Origin of the sequence: Pseudomonas sp. MWU13-3659, assembly GCF_023757525.1 — a bacterium.
GTDB lineage: Bacteria > Pseudomonadota > Gammaproteobacteria > Pseudomonadales > Pseudomonadaceae > Aquipseudomonas > Aquipseudomonas entomophila_E.
The window spans coordinates 500725-521547 of sequence record NZ_JAMSHW010000002.1 but is presented as its reverse complement, the minus strand read 5'-3'; the positions used below and the strand labels follow the sequence as shown (position 1 = coordinate 521547).

Annotated in this window: 16 protein-coding genes and 1 pseudogene; 2 read left to right on the top strand and 15 right to left on the bottom strand. The window is 65.6% G+C overall.

The features are described 5' to 3' along the window. Window positions 1-88 precede the first annotated feature (88 nt). From NGM28_RS05095 to NGM28_RS05035, 13 genes and pseudogenes are all read right to left on the bottom strand, one after another. A complete protein-coding gene (locus NGM28_RS05095; protein ID WP_252088907.1) occupies window positions 89-3190 on the bottom strand; it encodes an error-prone DNA polymerase in 3102 nt (1033 codons plus the stop codon). Then, complete coding sequence (locus NGM28_RS05090; RefSeq protein WP_252088906.1) at window positions 3166-4584, bottom strand: Y-family DNA polymerase; 1419 nt, start codon at window positions 4582-4584, stop codon at window positions 3166-3168. Before NGM28_RS05090 ends, NGM28_RS05095 begins: the two co-directional genes overlap by 25 nt. A gap of 6 nt (window positions 4585-4590) precedes the next feature. Beyond that, on the bottom strand, window positions 4591-5211 hold the full coding sequence (imuA, locus tag NGM28_RS05085) for a translesion DNA synthesis-associated protein ImuA (protein ID WP_240066073.1): 621 nt from the start codon (window positions 5209-5211) through the stop codon (window positions 4591-4593). Next, window positions 5211-5819 carry a transcriptional repressor LexA gene (gene lexA / locus NGM28_RS05080; protein WP_011533619.1) on the bottom strand — a complete coding sequence of 203 codons (609 nt, stop codon included), beginning with the start codon at window positions 5817-5819 and terminating at the stop codon, window positions 5211-5213. The genes imuA and lexA overlap by 1 nt, the downstream gene beginning before the upstream one ends. A 198-nt stretch (window positions 5820-6017) precedes the next feature. Next, window positions 6018-6497 (bottom strand): hypothetical protein, encoded by a 480-nt coding sequence (locus tag NGM28_RS05075; protein ID WP_252088905.1) that lies wholly within the window; start codon window positions 6495-6497, stop codon window positions 6018-6020. 510 nt (window positions 6498-7007) lie between these two features. Beyond that, window positions 7008-7724, bottom strand: a complete 717-nt coding sequence (locus NGM28_RS05070; protein ID WP_252088904.1) for a DUF4225 domain-containing protein — start codon at window positions 7722-7724, stop codon at window positions 7008-7010. After that, window positions 7721-8202 (bottom strand): annotated as a pseudogene (locus NGM28_RS05065) (Hcp family type VI secretion system effector). Before NGM28_RS05065 ends, NGM28_RS05070 begins: the two are co-directional and overlap by 4 nt. 310 nt (window positions 8203-8512) lie before the next feature. Further along, window positions 8513-9529 (bottom strand): cytochrome d ubiquinol oxidase subunit II, encoded by a 1017-nt coding sequence (gene cydB, locus NGM28_RS05060; protein ID WP_252088903.1) that lies wholly within the window; start codon window positions 9527-9529, stop codon window positions 8513-8515. Between the two features lie 14 nt (window positions 9530-9543). After that, window positions 9544-10935 (bottom strand): cytochrome ubiquinol oxidase subunit I, encoded by a 1392-nt coding sequence (locus NGM28_RS05055; protein WP_252088902.1) that lies wholly within the window; start codon window positions 10933-10935, stop codon window positions 9544-9546. A gap of 103 nt (window positions 10936-11038) precedes the next feature. Continuing rightward, window positions 11039-13363, bottom strand: a complete 2325-nt coding sequence (locus NGM28_RS05050; protein ID WP_252088901.1) for an FdhF/YdeP family oxidoreductase — start codon at window positions 13361-13363, stop codon at window positions 11039-11041. A 405-nt stretch (window positions 13364-13768) separates the two neighbouring features. Continuing rightward, on the bottom strand, window positions 13769-14647 hold the full coding sequence (locus tag NGM28_RS05045) for a DMT family transporter (RefSeq protein ID WP_240066068.1): 879 nt from the start codon (window positions 14645-14647) through the stop codon (window positions 13769-13771). A 135-nt stretch (window positions 14648-14782) separates the two neighbouring features. After that, window positions 14783-15298 carry a thioredoxin family protein gene (locus tag NGM28_RS05040; RefSeq protein WP_430624220.1) on the bottom strand — a complete coding sequence of 172 codons (516 nt, stop codon included), beginning with the start codon at window positions 15296-15298 and terminating at the stop codon, window positions 14783-14785. Between the two features lie 57 nt (window positions 15299-15355). Beyond that, window positions 15356-15625 carry a DUF2790 domain-containing protein gene (locus NGM28_RS05035; protein ID WP_240066066.1) on the bottom strand — a complete coding sequence of 90 codons (270 nt, stop codon included), beginning with the start codon at window positions 15623-15625 and terminating at the stop codon, window positions 15356-15358. Between the two features lie 218 nt (window positions 15626-15843). Between NGM28_RS05035 and NGM28_RS05030 the strand changes: the two genes are divergently transcribed. Next, on the top strand, window positions 15844-16584 hold the full coding sequence (locus tag NGM28_RS05030) for a response regulator (protein WP_240066065.1): 741 nt from the start codon (window positions 15844-15846) through the stop codon (window positions 16582-16584). Continuing rightward, window positions 16581-17867 (top strand): sensor histidine kinase, encoded by a 1287-nt coding sequence (locus NGM28_RS05025; RefSeq protein ID WP_252088900.1) that lies wholly within the window; start codon window positions 16581-16583, stop codon window positions 17865-17867. Before NGM28_RS05030 ends, NGM28_RS05025 begins: the two co-directional genes overlap by 4 nt. 8 nt (window positions 17868-17875) lie before the next feature. On the opposite strand, the gene NGM28_RS05020 is transcribed toward NGM28_RS05025, so the two are convergent. Further along, complete coding sequence (locus NGM28_RS05020) at window positions 17876-19267, bottom strand: FAD-dependent oxidoreductase (RefSeq protein WP_252088899.1); 1392 nt, start codon at window positions 19265-19267, stop codon at window positions 17876-17878. Window positions 19268-19281: 14 nt separating this feature from the next. After that, entirely contained in the window at window positions 19282-20598 is a 1317-nt protein-coding gene (locus NGM28_RS05015; RefSeq protein ID WP_252088898.1) for an MFS transporter, read from the bottom strand. Window positions 20599-20823 lie beyond the last annotated feature (225 nt).

Below are 20823 nucleotides of genomic sequence, written 5' to 3'. Positions count from 1 at the left end.
GGCGGGCTCCGCGGCTGGGCACCATCTACAGGTTATAGCCCAGAGTTGGGGAAAACTGGGGGAAGCCTGTCGCCTTGCACCGTCGGGCTCAGTGAAAATCGCGGCTGCGCACCTCCAGCCCCTGTAGCAACGGGCTGAGATCTTCCAACTTGCGGGCTATCAGGTGGCGCACGCCACTTTCCTGCTCCAGCCGCCCGCTGACCTTGAGCAGCCGTGACCCCACCAGCGCCCGCCGCTGGCGCTCGGCCAGGTCGCGCCAGACCACCACGTTGACCATGCCGTGCTCATCCTCGAGGGTGACGAAGGTCACGCCACTGGCCGTCTGCGGCCGCTGGCGCCCGACCACCAGCCCGGCCACGGCAATGTTGTCGCCATCCTCGACACCCACCAGTTCCCCGGAGCTGCGGCAACCCAGTACCCGCAGCCGTGAACGCAACAGGGTCAGCGGATGGGGGCCGAGGGTGGTGCCCAGGGTGTCGTAGTCGGCGCGCAGGTCCTGCGCCACGGTGGGCGCCGGCAATGCCACCGCCTGCTCCGGGGCCGACTCGACCTGGGCGAACAACGGCAGCTGTGCCTGCACCGCCGCCACCTGCCAGCGCGCCTGGTGGCGGTTGCCGGCCAGCGCCCGCAGCGCCCCGGCATCGGCCAGGCGCCCACGGGCGCGGCTGTCGAGCCCGGCGCGCAGGCACAGGTCCTCAACATCGCGCCAGGGCCGCTGCGCTCGCGCCTGCTCCAGGCGCCGGGCGTCGGCCTCGCTGAAGCCCCGCACCTGGCGCAACCCCAGGCGGATCGCCAGCTCGCCCTCGCCCACCGGCTCCAGGGTGCAGTCCCAGGCACTGTGCAACACATCCACCGGGCGCACCTCGATGCCCTGCCGACGCGCCTCCTGCAACAGCTGGTCGGGGCTGTAGAAGCCCATGGGCCAGCTGTTGACCAGCGCGCAGGTGAAGATCGCCGGCTGATGGCATTTCAGCCAGCTGCTGGCATAGCACAACAGGGCGAAGCTGGCGGCGTGGGACTCGGGGAAGCCGTAGCTGCCGAAGCCCTTGATCTGCTCGAAGATACGCTCGGCAAAAGCCAGTTCGTAACCGTTGCGCAGCATGCCCGAGACCAGCCGTTGCCGGTGCGGCTCCAGGCCGCCATGGCGTTTCCAGGCGGCCATGCTGCGGCGCAACTGGTCGGCCTCGCCGGGGGTGTAGTCGGCGGCGACCATGGCCAGCTCCATCACCTGCTCCTGGAACAACGGCACGCCCAAGGTGCGCTGAAACACCTCCCTGAGCTTTTCCGACGGGTAGGTCACCGGCTCCTGCCTGAGGCGACGGCGCAGATACGGGTGGACCATGTCGCCCTGGATCGGCCCCGGACGCACGATCGCCACCTCGATCACCAGGTCGTAGAAGTTCTCCGGGCGCAACCTGGGCAACATGGCCATCTGCGCCCGCGACTCGATCTGGAACACGCCCATGGTCTCGGCGCGGCCGATCATCGCGTAGGTGGCCGGGTCGTCCGGAGGGATCGTGGCAAGCGTGAGTTCAAACCCCCGATGCCGGTACAGCAGGTCGAAGCAGCGGCGCAGGGCACTGAGCATGCCGAGGGCGAGTACGTCGACCTTGAGCAGGCCGACCATGTCCAGGTCGTCCTTGTCCCACTGGATCACCGTGCGTGCCTCCATCGTCGCGTTCTCCACCGGCACCAACTGGTCGAGGGGCTGCTCGCTGATGACGAAGCCACCGGGGTGCTGCGACAGGTGCCGGGGGAAACCGATCAGCTCGCCGGCCAGCACCAGGATGCGCCGCAACGACGGGCTCTGCCCATCGAAACCGGCCTCGGCCAGGCGTTGATCGTCGGGGATGCGGTCGCTCCAGCGCCCACAGCACTTGGCCAGGGCGTCCACCTGGTCGGCCGGCAGCCCCAGCACCCTCGCCACATCACGCACCGCGCCGGCGGCGTGGTAACTGCTGACCACGGCGGTGAGTGCGGCGCGGTGCCGGCCATAGCGGCTGAACACGTACTGGATCACTTCTTCGCGGCGGTCGTGCTCGAAGTCCACGTCGATGTCTGGTGGCTCGTTGCGCTCGCGGGACAGGAAGCGCTCGAACAGCAGTCGGTGCACCATGGGGTCGAGTTCGGTGATGCCCAGCACGAAGCACACCACCGAGTTGGCCGCCGACCCTCGCCCCTGACACAGGATGCGCTGGCGGCGGGCGAACGCGACGATGTCGTGGACGGTGAGGAAGTAGCTTTCGTAGCCCAGTTCCTCGATCAGCGCCAGCTCCTTGTCCAGCACCGCGCGCACCTTGTCGCTCGGGCCGTCGGGCCAGCGCCCGGGCAGCCCCTGCTCGCACAGCGCCCTTAACCAACTGGCGGGGCTGTGACCTTCCGGCACCAGTTCGCGGGGGTACCGGTATCTCAGTTGCGAGAGATCGAAGGTGCACTGCCGGGCAATATTCAGCGTCTCGTCCAGCAATGGTGCGGGGTACAGCTCCCGTAGCTGGTCGAGCGGGCGCAGGTGGCGCTCGCCGTTGGCGAACAGCAAACCACCCGCCTCGGCCACGGTGCAATGAGCGCGGATGGCGGTCATGCAGTCCTGCAGGGCGCGGCGGCCACGGGCATGCATGTGCACATCGCCGCAGGCCACCAGCGGTACGTCGAGGCGCAGGCCCTGGGCACGCAGCCACGCCAGCCGGGCCTGATCGTCGGCACCACGGTGCAGGTGCGCCGCCAGCCACAGGCGCTCGCCGAACAGTGCACGCAACCACGGGCCAGACTCCGACGGTTCGCCAGGGCCCGCGACCCACAATGCCAGCAGGCCCTGGTGATGGGCCTCGAGGTCCTCGCCGAGCAACTGGTAGCTGCCCTTGCGTGCCCGGCGCCGGGCGCGGGTGATCAGGGCGCAGAGGTTCTGGTAGCCGCGCAGATCCTGCACCAGCAGCACAAGCTTGGGCCCCTGATGCACCTGCACCTCGCTGCCGATGACCAGCCGTAACCCATGCGCCTTGGCGGCCTGCCAGGCCCGGACGATGCCGGCCAACGTGCACTCGTCGGTGATTGCCAGGGCCTGGTAGCCCTGCTCGCGGGCCCGTCGGAACAGTTCGTCGGCGCTGGAGGCACCGCGCTGGAAACTGAAGTTCGACAGGCAGTGCAGCTCGGCATAGCCCGGCGTGCTCATGCGAACCACCCCTGCAGCCATAGCGGCCCGGGCTGGGCCAGATCGCGGTAGGCCCAGCCGCGCAGGCCGTCGCGGGTCTCGATGCGGTAGTAGTCGCGGCGCACATCGCCGCCGTCCCACCAGCCGGACTCAATGCGCTCGGCATTGCCGAGCAGGCGCAGACCGGCCTCGGGCAAGGCCCGTGGCACAGGCAACAACCAGCCGGGGCGGCTGCCCGGGGCGATGACCAGCCGGCCCGCGCCCTCCTGCCACGTCCCCTGCCAGGCACATTCCGGGCGATGATCGGCTTCGGCGCGCAGGCCCTTCACTGCCTCGTCGCCCAAGCGCGCCCGCAACCGCTCGCGCAACTGCTCCCAGGGTTGGGCCTGCTGGGCACGCGGGTCGAACAAGGCCCGATGCTGGGGCACGAAGGCCGGCAGGTCCGTGGCGACCAGGCGCAGGTTGCGCACGGGAGCCGGGATACGCAGCGGTTCAAGCCGCCCCCGGGCCAGTTCGAAAAGCATCGCCGCGTCGCGCTCGGTGGCCAGCAGGCCGACCGTGAGCCGCGTGTCCGGGCCTTCGGCGTGCTCCAGGTGCAGCTCGAAACGCTGCACGCCGCAGTCCCGCCCAGCCAGGAAGGCGGCCAGGTCGGTGACCAGGCGGCGCAGGGGGAACAACAGCGCCTGGTGTGATTCGACATCGAAATTCAGCTCCAGCCGCGCCTCGAAACGGTCGGGCGGCTGGTAGAAGTCCAACCCCAGTGTGCGCAGGCCGAGCAACTGGTCCAGGTGCACCTGAACCTGGGCGCTGAAGCGCTTGGCCAGCGCCTCGCGCGGCAGCGCGATCACCTCCCCCAACCGTCGCAGGCCCATCCGCGCCAGCGTGGTGCTGGCCTCCGCCGGCAAGCCGGCGCGGTCGATGGGCAGGTTCGCCACGGCGGCGCGGGTTTCATCGGGGCTGGCCACGGCCAGACCATCGTGAGCGTTGGCGAGCATGCGCGCGGCCACCGGATTGCTGGCCAGCACGATGCGCTGGCGCAACCCCAGCGCGGCCAATTCCTGGCGCAACTGCGCCTCGAACAGCGGCCAGGGCCCGAACAGTTGCAGGCCCGACCCCACTTCCAGCAACAGGGCGCGGGGGTAATGCAGGCTGACCTGGGCGCTGAAGCGGTAGGCCCAGGCAGCCAGCAACTGCTGCAACTGCTCGATACGCGCCGGCTCGACTTCGGCGCAGGTGAAGCCATCGGCCAGGGCGCGGGCGGCGGTCAGGCTCTGCCCGGCACGCAGGCCCAGCCGGCTGGCGGCCGGGTTGACCGCACGCAGCACCCGGCGCTGGGCTGGCCCGTCAATCAATACCAGCGGTGTGTCGGGGTCGTCACGCTCGCGCAGGACGGTGTCCAGCGCCAGTTGCGGCAGCAGGATGCAGGCCCAGAGCATGATGCATCAGCCCCGCCCTGGGCAGGCGATGGGCGTGGCGGGCGGCAGGCCGCCACGGCACTTGAGCACCCGCCACTGCGCCGGGCGGGTGTCGATGGCGATGCGCAGGGCAGCCGGCGACGGGTTGAGCGCGGCCTGCTGCGTGCGGCAGGCAAACGCCAGGGCCTCGCCGGTTTCTGCCGCCACCTGCAGGCGCCGCAGCGCGCGGTCGTCTACGCGCTCCGGCCAGCACAGCACGGCCGCGCAACTGCCCGAACGCAGGCACTGCTCGGCCGCCCACAGGGCGTCGCCCGCCGAGGCGTCGACCTGGGCCAGCCAGCGCAGGTCCACCCCTGCCGCCTGCCAGGCCGGCGCGAAGGGGATGAACGGTGGTGCCACCAGCACCACCCGCTCGCCCGCGCCAGTCAAGCGCGCCAGGGTCGGCCAGAGCAACTGCAGCTCGCCGCAGCCCGGGCTAGCCAGCAACAGTTCGCTCAGCGCCGCCGCCGGCCAACCGCCATCGGGCAGCCGTGCGTCCAATGCCGCGTGGCCGGTGGGTTGCAGGCCGAGCGGGCGTGCCTGCGCTTGCCGGCCACGCCAGACCTGGCGCTGGTCGAGCAGGCGGTCGAGGCCGACCACCGCGCCCATCAGTCGCGCCTCAGCAGGCCGCAGAACACGCCTTCGATGAAGAAGTCGCGTTCGGGGCCCACGTCGATGGGCTGGTAGTGCGGGTTGCGCGGCAGCAGGCGGTAGCCCTCGCGGGTGCGCTGCAGGCGCTTGATGGTGACCTCGCCGTCGAGCCGGGCGACCACGATCTGCCCGTCACGGGCATCGCCCTGCTGGCGGATACCGACCAGGTCGCCGTCGAAGATGCCGTCGTCGACCATCGAGTCGCCGCGTACCTTGAGCAGGTAGTCGGGCGTGCGCCGGAACAGGCTGGGGTCGAGCAACAGTTGCTCGTGGATGTCGAGGTCGGGGCCGATGGGGGCACCGGCGGCCACCTGGCCCAGCACCGGCAGTTCGAGTATTTCAGGCCGGCGCAGCGGTTCGGCCAGGCGGATGCCCCGCGCCTGGTTGGGCGTGACATCGATATAGCCGGCCTGGCACAGGGCGGTGATGTGCTTGCGCGCCACGCTGCGCGAGGCGAAACCGAAGCGCTCGGCGATGTCGGCCAGCGAGGGGGGCTGGGCCTGGTCGGTGATGCGCTCGCGGATGAAATCGAGGATGGCGCGGCGTTTGGGGGTCAGATTGTCCATGGAGTACATTTGTACTCTTTTTGCGAGACACTGGCCAGCCCCCTTCGTCGACCAGTGGCGCTACAGTGACCAGCACTAAAAAAACCCATGAGTAGAAAACACCGCAATCCGCCGAGTTACCCGATGCTGAAACCCTGCCACGGTGTAGGGGCGCCGGCTAAACGAACAGCCCCTGGCCCCCAGGACAACGGCGGATCACTACCAGCGCTCACCCTTCGCATTGGGGTGGCGGGTATCCTTATTGGATCGGCCGCTCGAACGGCTACCTCCACTGTAGGTTGTGTCCTGACCACCTAATTTGTTGGATCTGCTTCTGGAGCTGCGGCCATCACTATAGGTCGTGTCCTGGCCGCCGAAGGTGTTGGATCTGCTTCTGGAGCTGCGGCCATCACTATAGGTGGTGTCCTGGCCGCCGGAGGTGTTGGCCTTGCTTCTGGAGCGGCGGCCATCGCTATAGGTGGTGTCCTGGCCACCGAAGTAATTGGACTTGGATCTGGAACTGCTGCCATCGCTGTAGGTGGTGTCTTGACCGCCAAAGGTGTTAGCCCTGCTTCTGGAGGTGGTGCCGTCACTGTAACGGCAATCCTGGCCGCCGACGTTATTGGACCGGCAGCTGTCAGCCAGGGCCAGGGGTGATAGCAAAATCAGCGAGGCCAGCAACGCGAACTTGAACTTCATGAATCTTCCTTGAGCAGATCAGACTGGGATAGGCATGAAGACCGCGATGGCCACATGCCATTAACCAGTATGCCATGCGACCATCTGCGCAGGGAGGTCAAGCGGTGTTCACCTGCAGTTTCCGAAGCTGTCCTGTTCCCGCCTACCCATCCTGGCGGATGAGGGGTTGCGGAACTTCCAAGCCACTCGCCAAAAGAGAACGTGTTTCCGAGACAGGCCACTAGCGTCTAGGGCCCCGCCTTTGCACAGGCACGGCATAACTATGCAAAACCATACCCAAAACACATAACCAACCAACCACGGCGTTACCTTCCAGCCAGTCAGGTCGATATCCTATGAAAAGAAAATAGGAGGACTGAACAACCCTAAGATAATAGCTAACAAAGAACACATTATATCCAACGCACCCCCAGAACATCCACGAACTAAGCCGTCGACCAGAGAGCCTGAATTTCATAACGTAGGCCAGCACGATACCTAACGCCACACAAAGCCCGAAGAGCAGAACAATCATTCCTTGTTCCATTCTACCCAAATCAGGTCACCCGTCAGCACATTGACCCCTAGCTCAAACGTCAACGGTCCGGCACCCATCGCCATATGAGCCCGAACCTTGTCTGAATCGATATATCTAAATAAACGCCTGGCGGTAGGCAAGACGACAAATCGACCTAGAGAATAACCAGACAGCAGTAGATCACCAAGTCCGTATGCGATATTTCCATGCGATGCTTTACCGCCAAGGGACTTGGCTATCTCTTGATAGCCTCTACGAAGCGGCCCTACGGTATCGTTCCCTCCCTGAATAATATTACGCCCATTCTCATAAACATTATTCAATCCATGTTGAACAAGCGCCATGCCCGCTGTGCCGCACATAAGGCCTGCGGAGTACTTACAAACGGCAGCGCCACCCGCGACCTGTAAAACCCCCGATCCTAGCCCCGCGACAATTTTCATATATTCAACAACATCAGAGTAGAGGGCGCGATGTTCTTCCCTGATTTTCTTCAGCCCCTCCTCCGCAGTGTTCCTGCCGGTCCGGACCTCCTCCACAATGCCTTTCCCGACATACGCCATCTCCTGCGTGAACTGCAGCCGCAACATCCCGTCATCCAAACACCGCGCGGCCACCTCACAGGCATATTGGGTCAGCCGGGCCGCCGCATGGCTCACTTCCCAGAAGTCGTCATCCCACGGGACCTCATGCTCGCTGCGCGCCGTCATTCCTCACCCCAGGTCGAATAACCGGTGGTTCCCGCCGCATGGTGCACCCAGGAAATCTCCCGATAGCGGATCGCCAGGTGTTCCTGCGGCTCCTGCTCGTTGAGCAGCACGGCATGGGGCATGACCACGTTCTGCTGGACGATCAGCCCGCCGCCGAGCCTTACCGAGTAGTACCGTTCCTGCAGGCCCGCAGCACTGGTGCGGAAAAGGTGAGGTCACACTCCACCCGCTCCCTCGAATCGAGCGCCTGCGCCAGCAACGGGGTGGACTTGTCGATGAACTTGGTGAGGTAGACCGGCCGGTGCAGCGCTCGGCTGACGTTGTCGAGGTTGGAAAGGCTGTGTTCGAAGGCCAGGACCATGATCTGGTCCCGATGGCCCGCCTGGCATTTGTTGCCGATGGAATCCTGGGTGGAACACCCCGCCGAAATCAGGCCCTGAAGCGCGCCCGTGATCGTCATGTAGTCGTGATAAGCCATGCTGCGAACTCCCTGTAAAAAGTTCGCACTGTAAAAACTTAAAATCCTGTTGTATGTCGGACGCGTCCGAAATTACGCCATTGAGAAGTTACCAGATACGACAGACATCACTGACTTTCATAGCTGCCCAGAACACATCACCTTCAGGATCTTTGAAGGCGGGTTCTTTATCGCATGATGGCAGCCAGGTGCTGGACGACATCACTTGCAGTGCCCTACAGATCGAGCGCCGCCTGCGCGCCGCTCAATCTCGGAAATGCTGCAAGTCTATCGTCCGCACCTCTCCGGCCCCCCTTGATCGAAAGCCTCCTCAGTGATACGCATCCCCCGCCTGCACCTTGCCGCGGAACACGTGATAGCTCCAGAAGGTGTACCCCAGGATGATCGGGATGATGAACAGCGCCCCGATCAGCGCGAACAGCTGGCTGGTCAGCGGCGCGGCCGCCTGCCACAGGGTGATGCCCGGTGGCACGATGTTCGGCCAGAGACTGATCGCCAGGCCCAGGTAACCGAGGAACACCAGCCCCACCACGGCCATGAACGGCAGGTGCGAATGGCGCTTGCGCAGGGTCTTCTGGATCACCACCACGGCCACCACCGCCAGCGCCGCTATCAGCGCCGAGCGCAGCCAGTGGCTGGCGCCGAACCAGCGCTGGGCGATGTCGTCATGCAGCCAGGCGGTCCAGGCGCAGATCACCACGATCACCAGCGCCAGCAGGTAGGTCAGCGGGCGGCTGTAGTGGCGCATGCGCGACTCGAGCATGCCGTCGGTCTTGATCAGCAGCCAGGTGCTGCCCAGCAGCGCGTAGGTCAGCAGCAGGCCGACGCCGCAGAACAACGGGAACGGCGCCAGCCAGTCCCAGCCGGAGCCGGCGAACTGGCGGTCCACCACCGGGATGCCGCCGATGTAGGTGCCGATGGCCACGCCCTGGAAGAAGGTCGCCAGCACCGAGCCGCCGATGAACGCCTTGTCCCACAGATGGCGCTTGCGTGGATGAGCCTTGAAGCGGAACTCGAAGGCCACGCCACGGAAGATCAACCCCGCCAGCACCAGCACCAGCGGCAGGTACAAGGCCTCGAGGATCACCGAGTAGGCCAGCGGGAAGGCGCCGTACAACGCCGCCGCCCCCAGCACCGCCCAGGTCTCGTTGCCGTCCCACACCGGTGCCACGGTGTTCATCATCACGTCGCGGTCACTGGAGTCCTCGATCAACGGGAAGAGAATCCCCAGCCCCAGGTCGAAGCCGTCCATGATCACGTACATCATCAGGCCGAAGGCAATGATCACGCCCCAGATGACCGACAGGTCGATACCTTGAATTGCCATTTGCCTGCTCCTTTTCAGTCGGCGAGGGACAGCGGGCGACGCGCGCTGGCCAGCGATTGCGGTTGCTCGGGGGTTGGCGGCGCCTGGTGCGCGGTCGGGCCCTTGCGCACCAGGCGCATCATGTAGCCGATGCCCACGGTGAACACCAGGCAGTAGATGACCACGAAGGCCGCCAGGGTGATGCTCATCTGCATGGCGCTATGGTTGGACGCCGCCTGGGTGGTGCGCAGCATGCCGTACACCACCCAGGGCTGGCGGCCCACTTCGGTGGTGAACCAGCCGGCCAGCAGGGCAATCAACCCCGACGGCCCCATCAGCAGGACGAACCAGAGGAAGGCACGCTGGCGGTACAGCGCGCCCTTGCGGCGCAGCGCCAGGGCCAGCAGCGCGCAGGCCAGCATCAGCATGCCCAGCCCGGCCATGACCCGGAAGCTCCAGAAGATGATCGTCGAGTTGGGGCGGTCTTCCCTGGCGAAGCGCTTGAGCGCCGGGATCTGTTTGTCCAGGCTGTGGGTCAGGATCAGGCTGCCCAGGTAAGGCACCTCGAGGCTGTAGCGGGTGGTTTCGCTGGCCATGTCCGGCAGGCCGAACAGCACCAGCGGCGAGGCTTCGCCGGGCTTGTTCTCCCAGTGCCCTTCGATGGCGGCGATCTTCGCCGGCTGGTGCTCCAGGGTGTTCAGGCCGTGGGCGTCACCGACCACCACCTGCACGGGCGTGGCGACCAGCACCATCCACATGGCCATCGACAGCATCTTGCGCACTGGCGGGGTGTCGCGCCCGCGCAGCAAGTGCCAGGCGGCCGAAGCGCCGACGAAGAACGCGGTGGAGAGGAACGCGGCCAGCGCCATATGCGCCAGGCGATAGGGGAACGACGGGTTGAAGACGATCTTGAACCAGTCCAGTGGCACCACGCGGCCATCGACGATCTCGATACCCTGCGGGGTCTGCATCCAGCTGTTGGACGAAAGGATCCAGAACATCGAGATCAGCGTGCCGATCGCCACCATGATCGTGGCGAAGAAATGCAGCTTGCGCCCCACCCTGCCCCAGCCGAACAGCATCACCCCGAGGAAGCCCGCCTCGAGGAAGAACGCGGTGAGCACCTCGTAGGTGAGCAAGGGGCCGGTCACGCTGCCGGCGAAGTCGGAGAACCGCGCCCAGTTGGTGCCGAACTCGTAGGCCATCACCAGGCCCGAGACCACGCCCATGCCGAAGTTGACGGCGAAGATCTTCGACCAGAACGTGTACAGGTCCTTGTAGACCGCGTTGCCGGTTTTCAGCCAGCAGCCTTCGAGCACGGCCAGGAAGCTGGCCAACCCGATGGTGATGGCCGGGAAAATGATGTGGAACGAGACCGTGAAGGCGAACTGCAGCCGCGCCAGGTCCAGCGCACTCAGAGTCGACATGACAATATCCTTGTGGACAGGCAGGCTCCTCCCGGGCGGCGGCCAGCAGCGCGCCGCACGCCCGAGGGCCCGCAGTCGATGAATGAATGAAGGAAGTTGGGGGTTATTCGGCGACGGCGTGGATCAACGCATCCGGCTGGGCCCGGTCGAGGCGAATGGCGACAAACTTCGAGGTGGGCGTGAAGGTCTGGTCGCCGTAGCTCTCCAGGGGCACCAGCGGGTTGGTCTCCGGGTAGTAGGCGGCTGCCTGGCCCGTGGGAATGTCATAGGCCACCAGGGTGAAACCACTGACTCGCCGCTCGAGGCCGTCCTCCCACAGCGATACCATGTCCACTTTGTCACCCGGCGCGAAGCCCAGCCGACGGATATCCGCCTCATTGGCGAAGACCACTTCGCGCAGGCCGAACACGCCACGGTAGCGGTCGTCCAGGCCGTAGAGGGTGGTGTTGTACTGGTCGTGGGAGCGCAAGGTCTGCAGGATCAGGTCAGGCTTGTCGCCCCGGGCCAGCACCGCTTCGTTGACCAGTTGCGTCGGCAATGGGCAGGCGGTGAACTGCGCCTTGCCGCTGGCAGTGTTCCATTCACGCTCGGCGGCGGCGTTGCCCAGGTAGAAGCCACCCGGGTGGTGCAGGCGTGCATTGAAGTCGGTGAAGCCGGGAATGGTATCGGCGATCAGGTCGCGGATGCGCCCATAGTCGGCCACCACCCAGTCCCAGTCGATCGGTCGGTCGCCCAGGGTGGCCTTGGCCATGCCAGCGACGATCGCCGGCTCCGAGCGCAGGTGCGGCGAGCGCGGTTTCAGCTGGCCGTGGGAAATGTGCACCATGCTGAAGGTATCCTCCACGGTGACGCCCTGTGGGCCTTCAGCCTGGATATCGATCTCGGTGCGCCCCAGGCACGGCAGGATCAACGCGTCACGGCCGGTGACCAGGTGCGAGCGGTTGAGCTTGGTGGCGATGTGCACGGTCAGTTCGCAGTTGCGCAGCGCCGCATGGGTGCGCGGGGTGTCCGGGGTGGCCTGGGCGAAGTTGCCGCCCAGGGCGACGAACACCTTGGTGCGCCCCTCCTCCATGGCCTGGATCGCCAGCACGGCGTTGTGCCCGTGGCCGCGCGGCACCTCGATGCCGAACCGCTGTTGCAGGTTGTCGAGCAGCCAGGTCGGCGGTTTCTCATCGATGCCCATGCTGCGGTCGCCCTGCACGTTGCTGTGGCCACGCACCGGCGACAACCCGGCGCCCGGGCGGCCGACGTTGCCGCGCAGCAATTGCAGGTTGACGATCTCCTGCACGGTCGGCACCGAGTGGCGGTGCTGGGTCACGCCCATGGCCCAGCACATGATCACCCGCTCGGCCTTGCGGTACATGCGCGCGGCCAGTTCGATCTCGGCCTTGCTCAGGCCGGACTGCTCGACGATATGTTCCCAGGAGGTGGCGTCGACCTGCGCCAGGTAGTCGTCCATGCCATCGGTATGGGCCTTGATGAAAGCATGGTCGAACACCGCCGGCATGCCGTTGGCCTGGGCCTCGCGCTCCCACTGCAGGAGGAACTTGGCCATGCCGCGCAGCACCGCCATGTCGCCGCCCAGGGCCGGGCGGAAGTAAGCGGTGTTGGTCGGTTCGGAGCCGTTGCTGAGCATCTCGAACGGATGCTGCGGATGCTGGAAGCGCTCCAGGCCGCGCTCCTTCAGCGGGTTGAAGCACACCACCTGGGCACCGCGCTCCACCGCTTCACGCAAGGGTTCGAGCATGCGCGGGTGGTTGGTGCCGGGGTTCTGGCCAATGACGAAGATCGCATCAGCCTGCTCCAGGTCGTGGAACACAACGGTGCCCTTGCCCACGCCCAGGGTGCTGGACATGCCCAGGCCACTGGCCTCGTGACACATGTTCGAGCAGTCGGGAAAGTTGTTGGTACCGAAGGTGCGCACGAACAACTGATAAAGGAAGGCGGCTTCGTTGCTGGCCCGACCCGATGTATAGAAGTCGGCCTGGTCGGGCGACTCAAGGCGGTTCAAGTGCAGGGCGATCAGGGCGAAGGCTTCGTCCCAACTGATCTCGACATAGTGGTCGGTGGCGGCGTCATAACGCATCGGATGAGTCAGCCGGCCCTGGTATTCGAGCCAGTAGTCACTCTGCTCAAATAGTGCGCCGACGCTGTACTTGGCAAAGAATGCCGGGTCCACCGAGCGACCGGTGGCTTCCCAGTTGACCGCCTTGGCGCCGTTCTCGCAGAACTTGACCATGCCGTTCTCGGGCGATTCGCCCCAGGCACAGCCGGGGCAGTCGAAACCGCTGTCCTGGTTGGTCTTGAGCATCATGCGGATGTTCTTGACGGCGTTCTCGCTGCCCAGCCAGGCCTTGGTCACGCTCTTGAGCGCGCCCCAGCCGGCGGCCGGGCCATTGTAACTCTTGATATGTTCTTCTTCGTTCATCAGGGTCACCTGTGATCGCGACATGCGAAATTACCAGCGCGAAGTTCAAGTTATCCGAATAACCAACTTCAACACTATCGACCCTGTCAGGCTATTGAATGTCGTACATGACCGTCCAATCAAAAGTTATGACGACATGATCGGCCTTCTCTATCATGCCAGCGTGATAGATGACACCAATCAACTGTTCATGAAATATGATTGGACATAATTACCCGTCTTCCATAGCCTGCAATCGCTCCGAACTTCAAACAGAGCCTTTACATAAATTTTAATATGGTTTGATCATCGAAACCCGTTCGCCGGCAAGCCGGCTCCTACAAGTACAGCGCAGCCCTGAAGCCATGCGCGCCCCTGTAGGAGCCGGCTTGCCGGCGAATGCAATCCCGATAGCACCCCGAAATCCTAACCGCGCCGCTGCATCCAGGCCGCGCCCAGCCCACTCAGGCAAATGACCGAAATCCCCACCAGGCTCATCCCGTCCGGCACCTGCCCGAACACCACCGCCCCCAGCAGCCCGGCAAACACGATCTGGCAGTAACTGAACGGCGCCAGCAACGCCGGCGCCGCATGGCGGAACGCCTGGGTCAACAGCAGGTGCGCCGTCATCCCGCAACCGCCCAACGCCAACATCAACAACACATGCGGCCAAGCCGGCACCTGCCAGAAGAACGGCACCAGCGCCGTCATGATCAAGGTATTGCACAACCCCGCGTAGAAGTTGCTGGTGGTCGGGCTGTCATGGGCCGCCAACTTGCGCGTGAGCAACTGATAGAAGCAGAACCCCAGCGCCGAACCGAACGGGAAGAGAATGGCCGGCGTGAACAGGGCGCCCCCTGGGTGAACCACCACCAGCACACCGATGAACCCCATCACCACCGCCACCCACTGCCCCAGCGTGACCCGCTCCTTGAGCAAGGGCACCGACAACGCGGTGACCAGCACCGGCGCAAGGAAGTTGACCGAGGTCGCCTCCGCCAGCGGCAGATACTGCAGGCCAGCGGTGAACAACAGGCTGGTGCTGAGCAAGCTGAGTGCGCGCAGGGTCTGCAGCAGCGGCCGGCGGGTGCGCAACACGGCAAGGCCCGCCTTGGGCAGGAAGATCCCGGCCATCAGCAACGTGTGCACCACATAGCGCGCCCACACCACCATGATGATCGGATACACGCCACCGAGAAACTTCGAGAGCCCATCGTGGCTGGCAAACAGGAAGGTGGCCACCACCACCAGGGCGATGCCGCGCAGCGGCTGGTTGACTCCGGACAGCGGCGTACTGGAACTCATGGGGCTCTCGGGCGATGGCCCGGCATGGCGCCTGGGCATGCGCGGATTCTAGAAGAGAACCCCGGGGATGGACAAAGCTTTATGTCCCAATTGGTACATTCCGTTCGCTGATCGACCACTTTCCCCGGGCCAGGGTCAATCCCGCTCGTCCAGCAACTGCCGGATCACCTGTTCCTGGCCTGCATAGTTCCCCTCTCCAAAATGCACATGACGGACCTGGCCACGGCGGTCGACGAAGTAATGTGCGGGCCAGAACTGATTACCCCAGGCATTCCAGATGCGGTAGTCGTTGTCCACCGCCACCGGGTAGCCGATGCCCAGCTGCCGGACCTGCGTGCGCAGGTTGCCGACATCGTGCTCGTAGTCGTACTCCGGCGTGTGCACCCCGATCACCACCAACCCCTGGTCGGCGTAGCGCCGGGCCCAGTCATTGACATGCGGCAGGCTGCGCCGGCAGTTGATGCAGTCATAGGTCCAGAAGTCGACCAGTACCACCTTGCCCTTGAGCGCAGCGGTATCCAGCGGGGGGGAATTCAGCCACTGCTGCGCACCGGCCAACGAAGGCATGGCCCCCAGGTCGGGCGCGGGCGACCGGGCCGCCAGGGCCAGCCCGCCCAGGGCGCAAGTGGCCGTCACGGCGACCAGCAACATGCGCCCTGGGCGGCGCCAGGCGCCGCCAGGTATCGAAGTCATCGGCCAGGCTCCCGATCAGTGTTCGTGGCAGCCATCGGTGGCATAGGTCAGGTATTGCAGGTCGTGCTGGCGGCCCTGGGAGTCGAGGTAGTTCATGCGCGAGTTGGCCACCCCGCAGCTGACACTCGGATCCGTCTGGATCGACAGCACTTTCTTCACGTCCAGATGCTCGCCGTAGTGATACGGCATGGCCTCCGGGGCTGGCTGGGTGGCGGCCTGTGCGGCGAAGGCACCCAGGCTGAGCAGGGCGAACAGGCTGGCGCTGGCGAAGGTCTTGGCGTTCATGGTGTGTCTCCTTGTGCGGCTTCATGTGGGAAGGCGTGTGCTTCCCGGTAGCGCCATTTGATGCCCGCCAGGTATCCCGCTTGTGTCGGCCCACCGGCCGCCGTGCCTCCTCCTGTATCAGCGGATACAACAGATACACTGCAATACAAACCGGGGCAGGCAAGCCGCAAGCACCTCGGTAGACTGCGCCCACTCCCAACGTACAAGGACACCGCCCGATGGAACATGTCGATCACATCCTGGTCGTCGACGACGACCGCGAGATCCGCGAACTGGTCGGCAACTACCTGAAGAAGAATGGCCTGCGCACCAGCATCGTCGCCGATGGCCGGCAGATGCGCGCCTTCCTGGAGAACAACACCGTCGACCTGATCGTCCTCGACATCATGATGCCCGGCGACGATGGCCTGCTGCTGTGCCGCGAACTGCGCGCCGGCAAGCACCGCAACACGCCGGTGCTGATGCTCACCGCGCGCAACGACGAGACCGACCGCATCATCGGCCTGGAAATGGGCGCCGACGACTACCTCACCAAACCCTTCTCCGCCCGCGAACTGCTGGCGCGGATCAACGCCGTGCTGCGCCGCACCCGCATGCTGCCGCCCAACCTCACCATCAGCGAAAGCAGCCAGCTGATCGCCTTCGGCCCCTGGCGCCTGGACACCACCGCGCGCCACCTGCTGGACAGCGAAGGCACCCTGGTGGCGTTATCCGGCGCCGAGTACCGCCTGTTGCGGGTGTTCCTCGACCACCCCCAGCGGGTGCTCAGCCGCGAACAATTGCTCAACCTCACCCAGGGCCGCGAGGCGGACATCTTCGACCGCTCCATCGACCTGCTGGTCAGTCGCCTGCGCCAGCGCCTGGGCGACGACGCCCGCGAGCCCACCTGCATCAAGACCGTGCGCAGCGAGGGCTATGTGTTCTCGCTGGCGGTGCAACTGCTGGGGGCGTCGGCATGAAATGGCCGCGCACCCTGGCTTCGCGCCTGGCCCTGATCTTCTTCACCGGCCTGGTGCTGGCCTACGGCCTGTCGTTCAGCCTGCAGGCCTACGAGCGCTACGTCAGCAGCCGCTCGATGATGCTCAGCAACCTGGAAATGGACGTCGCCACCTCGGTGGCCATCCTCGACCGCCTGCCTGCGGCGGAACGCCCGGCCTGGCTCACGCGGCTGGAGCGACGCACCTACCGCTACCGCCTGGATTCAGGCTTGCAAGGCACCGCAATGCCAAGCGCCGACCCGCCCATGGCCGCCGAGTCGATCGTCAAGGCCATCGGCGGCCAGTACCGCCTGACGTTCCAGGAAATCCCCGGCCCCAACGCGCATTTCCAGGCCCACCTGCGCCTGGCCGATGGCGCGCCGCTGACCATCGACGTCACCCCCACTCCGGTGCCGGTGGCCACCTGGCTGCCTGGGGTGCTGCTGATCCAGTTGCTGGTGCTGCTGTCGTGCACCTGGCTGGCGGTTCGCCTGGCCATCGGGCCACTGACCCGCCTGGTGCAGGCGGTCGACAACCTTGACCCGAACAGCCCCGGGCCGCTGCTCGACGAGAGCGGCCCGCGTGAAGTGCGTTATGCCGCAGTCGCCTTCAACGCCCTGCAGGCGCGCATCGCCGCCTACCTCAAGGAGCGCATGCAACTGCTGGCCGCCATCTCCCATGACCTGCAGACCCCGATCACGCGCATGAAGCTGCGGGTAGAGCAGATGGACGAAGGCTTGGAGAAAGAAAAGCTGTGGCACGACCTGGATGCCATGGAGCACCTGGTGCGCGAGGGCGTGGCCTACGCCCGCAGCATGGACAGCAGCACCGAAGCGCCCTGCCGGGTCAACCTCGACGCCTTCCTCGACAGCCTGGTCTTCGACTACCAGGACAGCGGCGCCAAGGTGGACCGCCATGGCAGCGCCCAGGCCACCCTGGAAACCCGCCCCCATGCCCTGCGCCGGGTACTGGTGAACCTGGTGGACAACGCCTTGAAGTTCGCCGGCGCCGCGCGCCTGGAAGTGCACCACGAACAGGGGGTGACGCTGATCCGCGTGCTCGATGACGGCCCGGGCATCCCGGCAGACGAACTGGACGAGGTGCTCAAGCCGTTCTACCGCGTCGAGGCCTCGCGCAACCGCAGCACCGGCGGCACCGGGCTGGGGCTGGCGATCGCCCAGCAATTGATCCAGTCCATGGGCGGCAACCTGACCCTGAGCAATCGCCTGGAGGGCGGGCTGTGCGCGCAGATCGAGCTGCGCTGAAGTGCCACTCAGCCCTTGTCCGCCTTCCCCGCCGCCGCTGCGAACCGCGCCAACCGCACATCCAGCCGGCGCGGTCGCGCGCCGCGGTCCTCGGCATGCTCCTTGCGCCGGATGGCGTTACGCACCATCAACGACCCCAGGTAGCGGATCGGTTCCGGCGGGAACTGCCCCAGCGGCCCCTTGACCAGCGGTGACCGGGTCCAGTCATTGTCCAGGCCCAGCGCCAGCGACGCCAGGATCTGCCCGCCCATGTGGCACGGCCCGACACCGCTGCCGGAGTAACCGAAGCCATAGAACACGTTGCCCTGCCCGTCGAGCCGGCCGAAGAACGGCAGGCCGGTCACCGAGCGATCCGAGGGGCCATTCCAGCTGGCCGCCAGGGGCACGTCGGCCAACGCCGGGAAGAAGTCTGTCAGGCTCTCGCGCAGCAATGGCTGGTACGGCGATGGCTGGTCGAACACCGGCAGCATGCGCCCGCCATAGGCAAAGGTATTGCCGCCCTTGCCCAGCATCAGCCGGCCATCGGAGGTGTTGTGGTAGTAGTGCACGAAGATCCGCGAGTCGAGCACACTGACCCCGCTGTCCAGGCCGATCTGGCGCAGCAACTCCGGGCACGGCTCGGTGATCACCATGTCGCTGGAGACGATCGCCACGCTGCGCTCGAACTGTGGGAAAGCCCGCGCCATCCAGGCATTGAGGCCCAGCACCACGCGGTCGGCACGGATGGTCCCCCCCCGGGTGCGCACCTGCACCGGCGCGCCATGCTCCAGCCCGGTCATCGCCGTGCCTTCATGAATGCGCACGCCGCGCTGCAAGGCGACTCGGCGCAGGCCACGCACCAGCCGCCCGGGCTGCACCGTGGCCGCCGCCGGCGAATACCAGCCCTCGAGGTGGCGGCTGGAGCCGGCCACTCGCTGCACCTGTTCCAACGGCAAACGCTGGAACGAATTGATCCCTTTCTGCTCCAGCGCGGCGATCACCGCGTCGGTACCGCCGACCTGGGCCTGGTTGGTGGCGGTGTACAGGGTACCGTCCATGCGGTAGTCGCAGTGGATGCCATTGGCGCGGCAGAACGCGCCGATGGCTTCGATGCTGCGTTCCGACTCACGCACCAGGCGGATCGCCTCCGCCACCCCGAACAGGCGCTCGAGGGTGAAGTACTTGGCCGACCAGGACAGCGCGCAACCACCATTGCGGCCACTGGCACCGGCGCCGCAGATATCCGCCTCGACCAGCAGCACATCGAGCTGCGGCGCCTGCTCCTTGAGCATCAGGGCCGTCCACAGCCCGGTGTAGCCACCCCCGACAATGCATACATCGCAGCGGGCGTCGCCTTGCAGCGGTGGGCACAGTGCTTCGTCTTCCTGCTCCAGGGCCTGTTGCAGCCAGAAGGGTCTCATCTACTCGCTTTCCTCTAGGTACGCAGTGGCTTGATCGCCATGCCGGTGTTGGGTGCCACGTCGTTGGCCTGTGGCGCGGTCGCCGGGCGGCTGTTCCAGTGCGGCAGCAGCACCAGGGCGGAAAACAGCGCGGTGCCGGCGAAGATCATGAACACCGTGACGCTGTCGAAGTAGCCCGGCAGCAAGCCGCCGAGCACCGCGCCCACCGAGCCGCAGCCGTTGACGAAACCAGCCGCCGTGGCACCGGCCTTGGCGGTGCCGAAGTCGATGGCCGCGGCGCCGCTGATCATGGAGTCCGGGCCATACAAGGTCAGGCCCATGACGAACAGCAAGGCCACCACCAGCACCACACTGCCGCTGTGCATCGCCGCCATGAAGCCCGCCAGAGCCACGGTCAGCAGCACCAGGCTGATCACGCAGGCCGGCATGCGCCGGGCGCCAAACAGCTTGTCCGAGGCCAGGCCAATGATGATCGGCCCCAACAGCCCGGCCAGTTCGAAAGCGGTGGGGATGATCGCCGCGCCCACCTTGCCCACCGAGGGCATCTGCTCGAAGACGATCACCGGCCCCCAGAGCAGGATGGCGTAGCGCGCGGGCTTGAGCATGAAGTAGGCAAGCCCGAGAGTAAGCACCGTGCGGTTACGCAGGATCTCGCGCAGTGGCGCCCAGACGCTGCACAGGTTCGCGCCTGGGGCCATGCTCTGGGGCTCCGGCTCCACTGCCGGCAAGCCGACATCCTCAGGCTTGTTGCGCTGGAAGATGAAGAACAGCACCGCGACGCCGGCCACCACTGCGGCACTGGAGAAGAACGCCGCATGCCAGGTGCCGACCAGGGTGTAGGCCCACCAGCCGGCAAACGGCGAGGCGACCAGCCCACCGAACGCATAGCACGAGCTCCACAGCCCAAGCACCCGCCCACGCTGCGAAGCGGGGAAGAAACTGCCGATGTTCTTGCACAACCCCGCCCAGCCCGTGGACTGCGCCAACCCTTGTATGAGCATGCAGGTGGCGAAAATCGGGAAGGTTGCGTAGCTGCCCATCACCACGGCGGCGATGGCCGAGATCAACAAGCCACCCAGCACCACCACGCGCGGCCCGAAGCGATCGGCGAGCATGCCCCAGGTGAACTGGCCCACGGCATAGGCGGCCAGGTAGATCGCATCGAGGTTGGCCATGGCGGCCTTGTCGAGCATGAATGCCGGGTCTTCAGCGATACCAAGCTTGGCGACCGAGAAGGCCTTGCGGGTGAAGTAGAAGGCGGCGTAGGCCAGCCAGGTGATCGCGAAGATCTGCATGCGCCACCGCTTGATGGCGCCCAGGGATTGATTCATGTGGATCTGACCTCTTGCTTGAGTGTGCCGGCAGAATGTGAAGAAACGCCTGTCTTGTTGTTGTGTTGCGCACTGCGTGACGGAGGGACGTCACCTGGTCAGATGGCTCGGTGGTCTAGCGTGACCCGCGGCAGCCATGGCCCTTGAACACCGCTTGTGGCGGCCAGTTCAGGGTTGTAAGACATGGAAACAGGTGCAGACTGATAAATAAAATCGATTTATCGT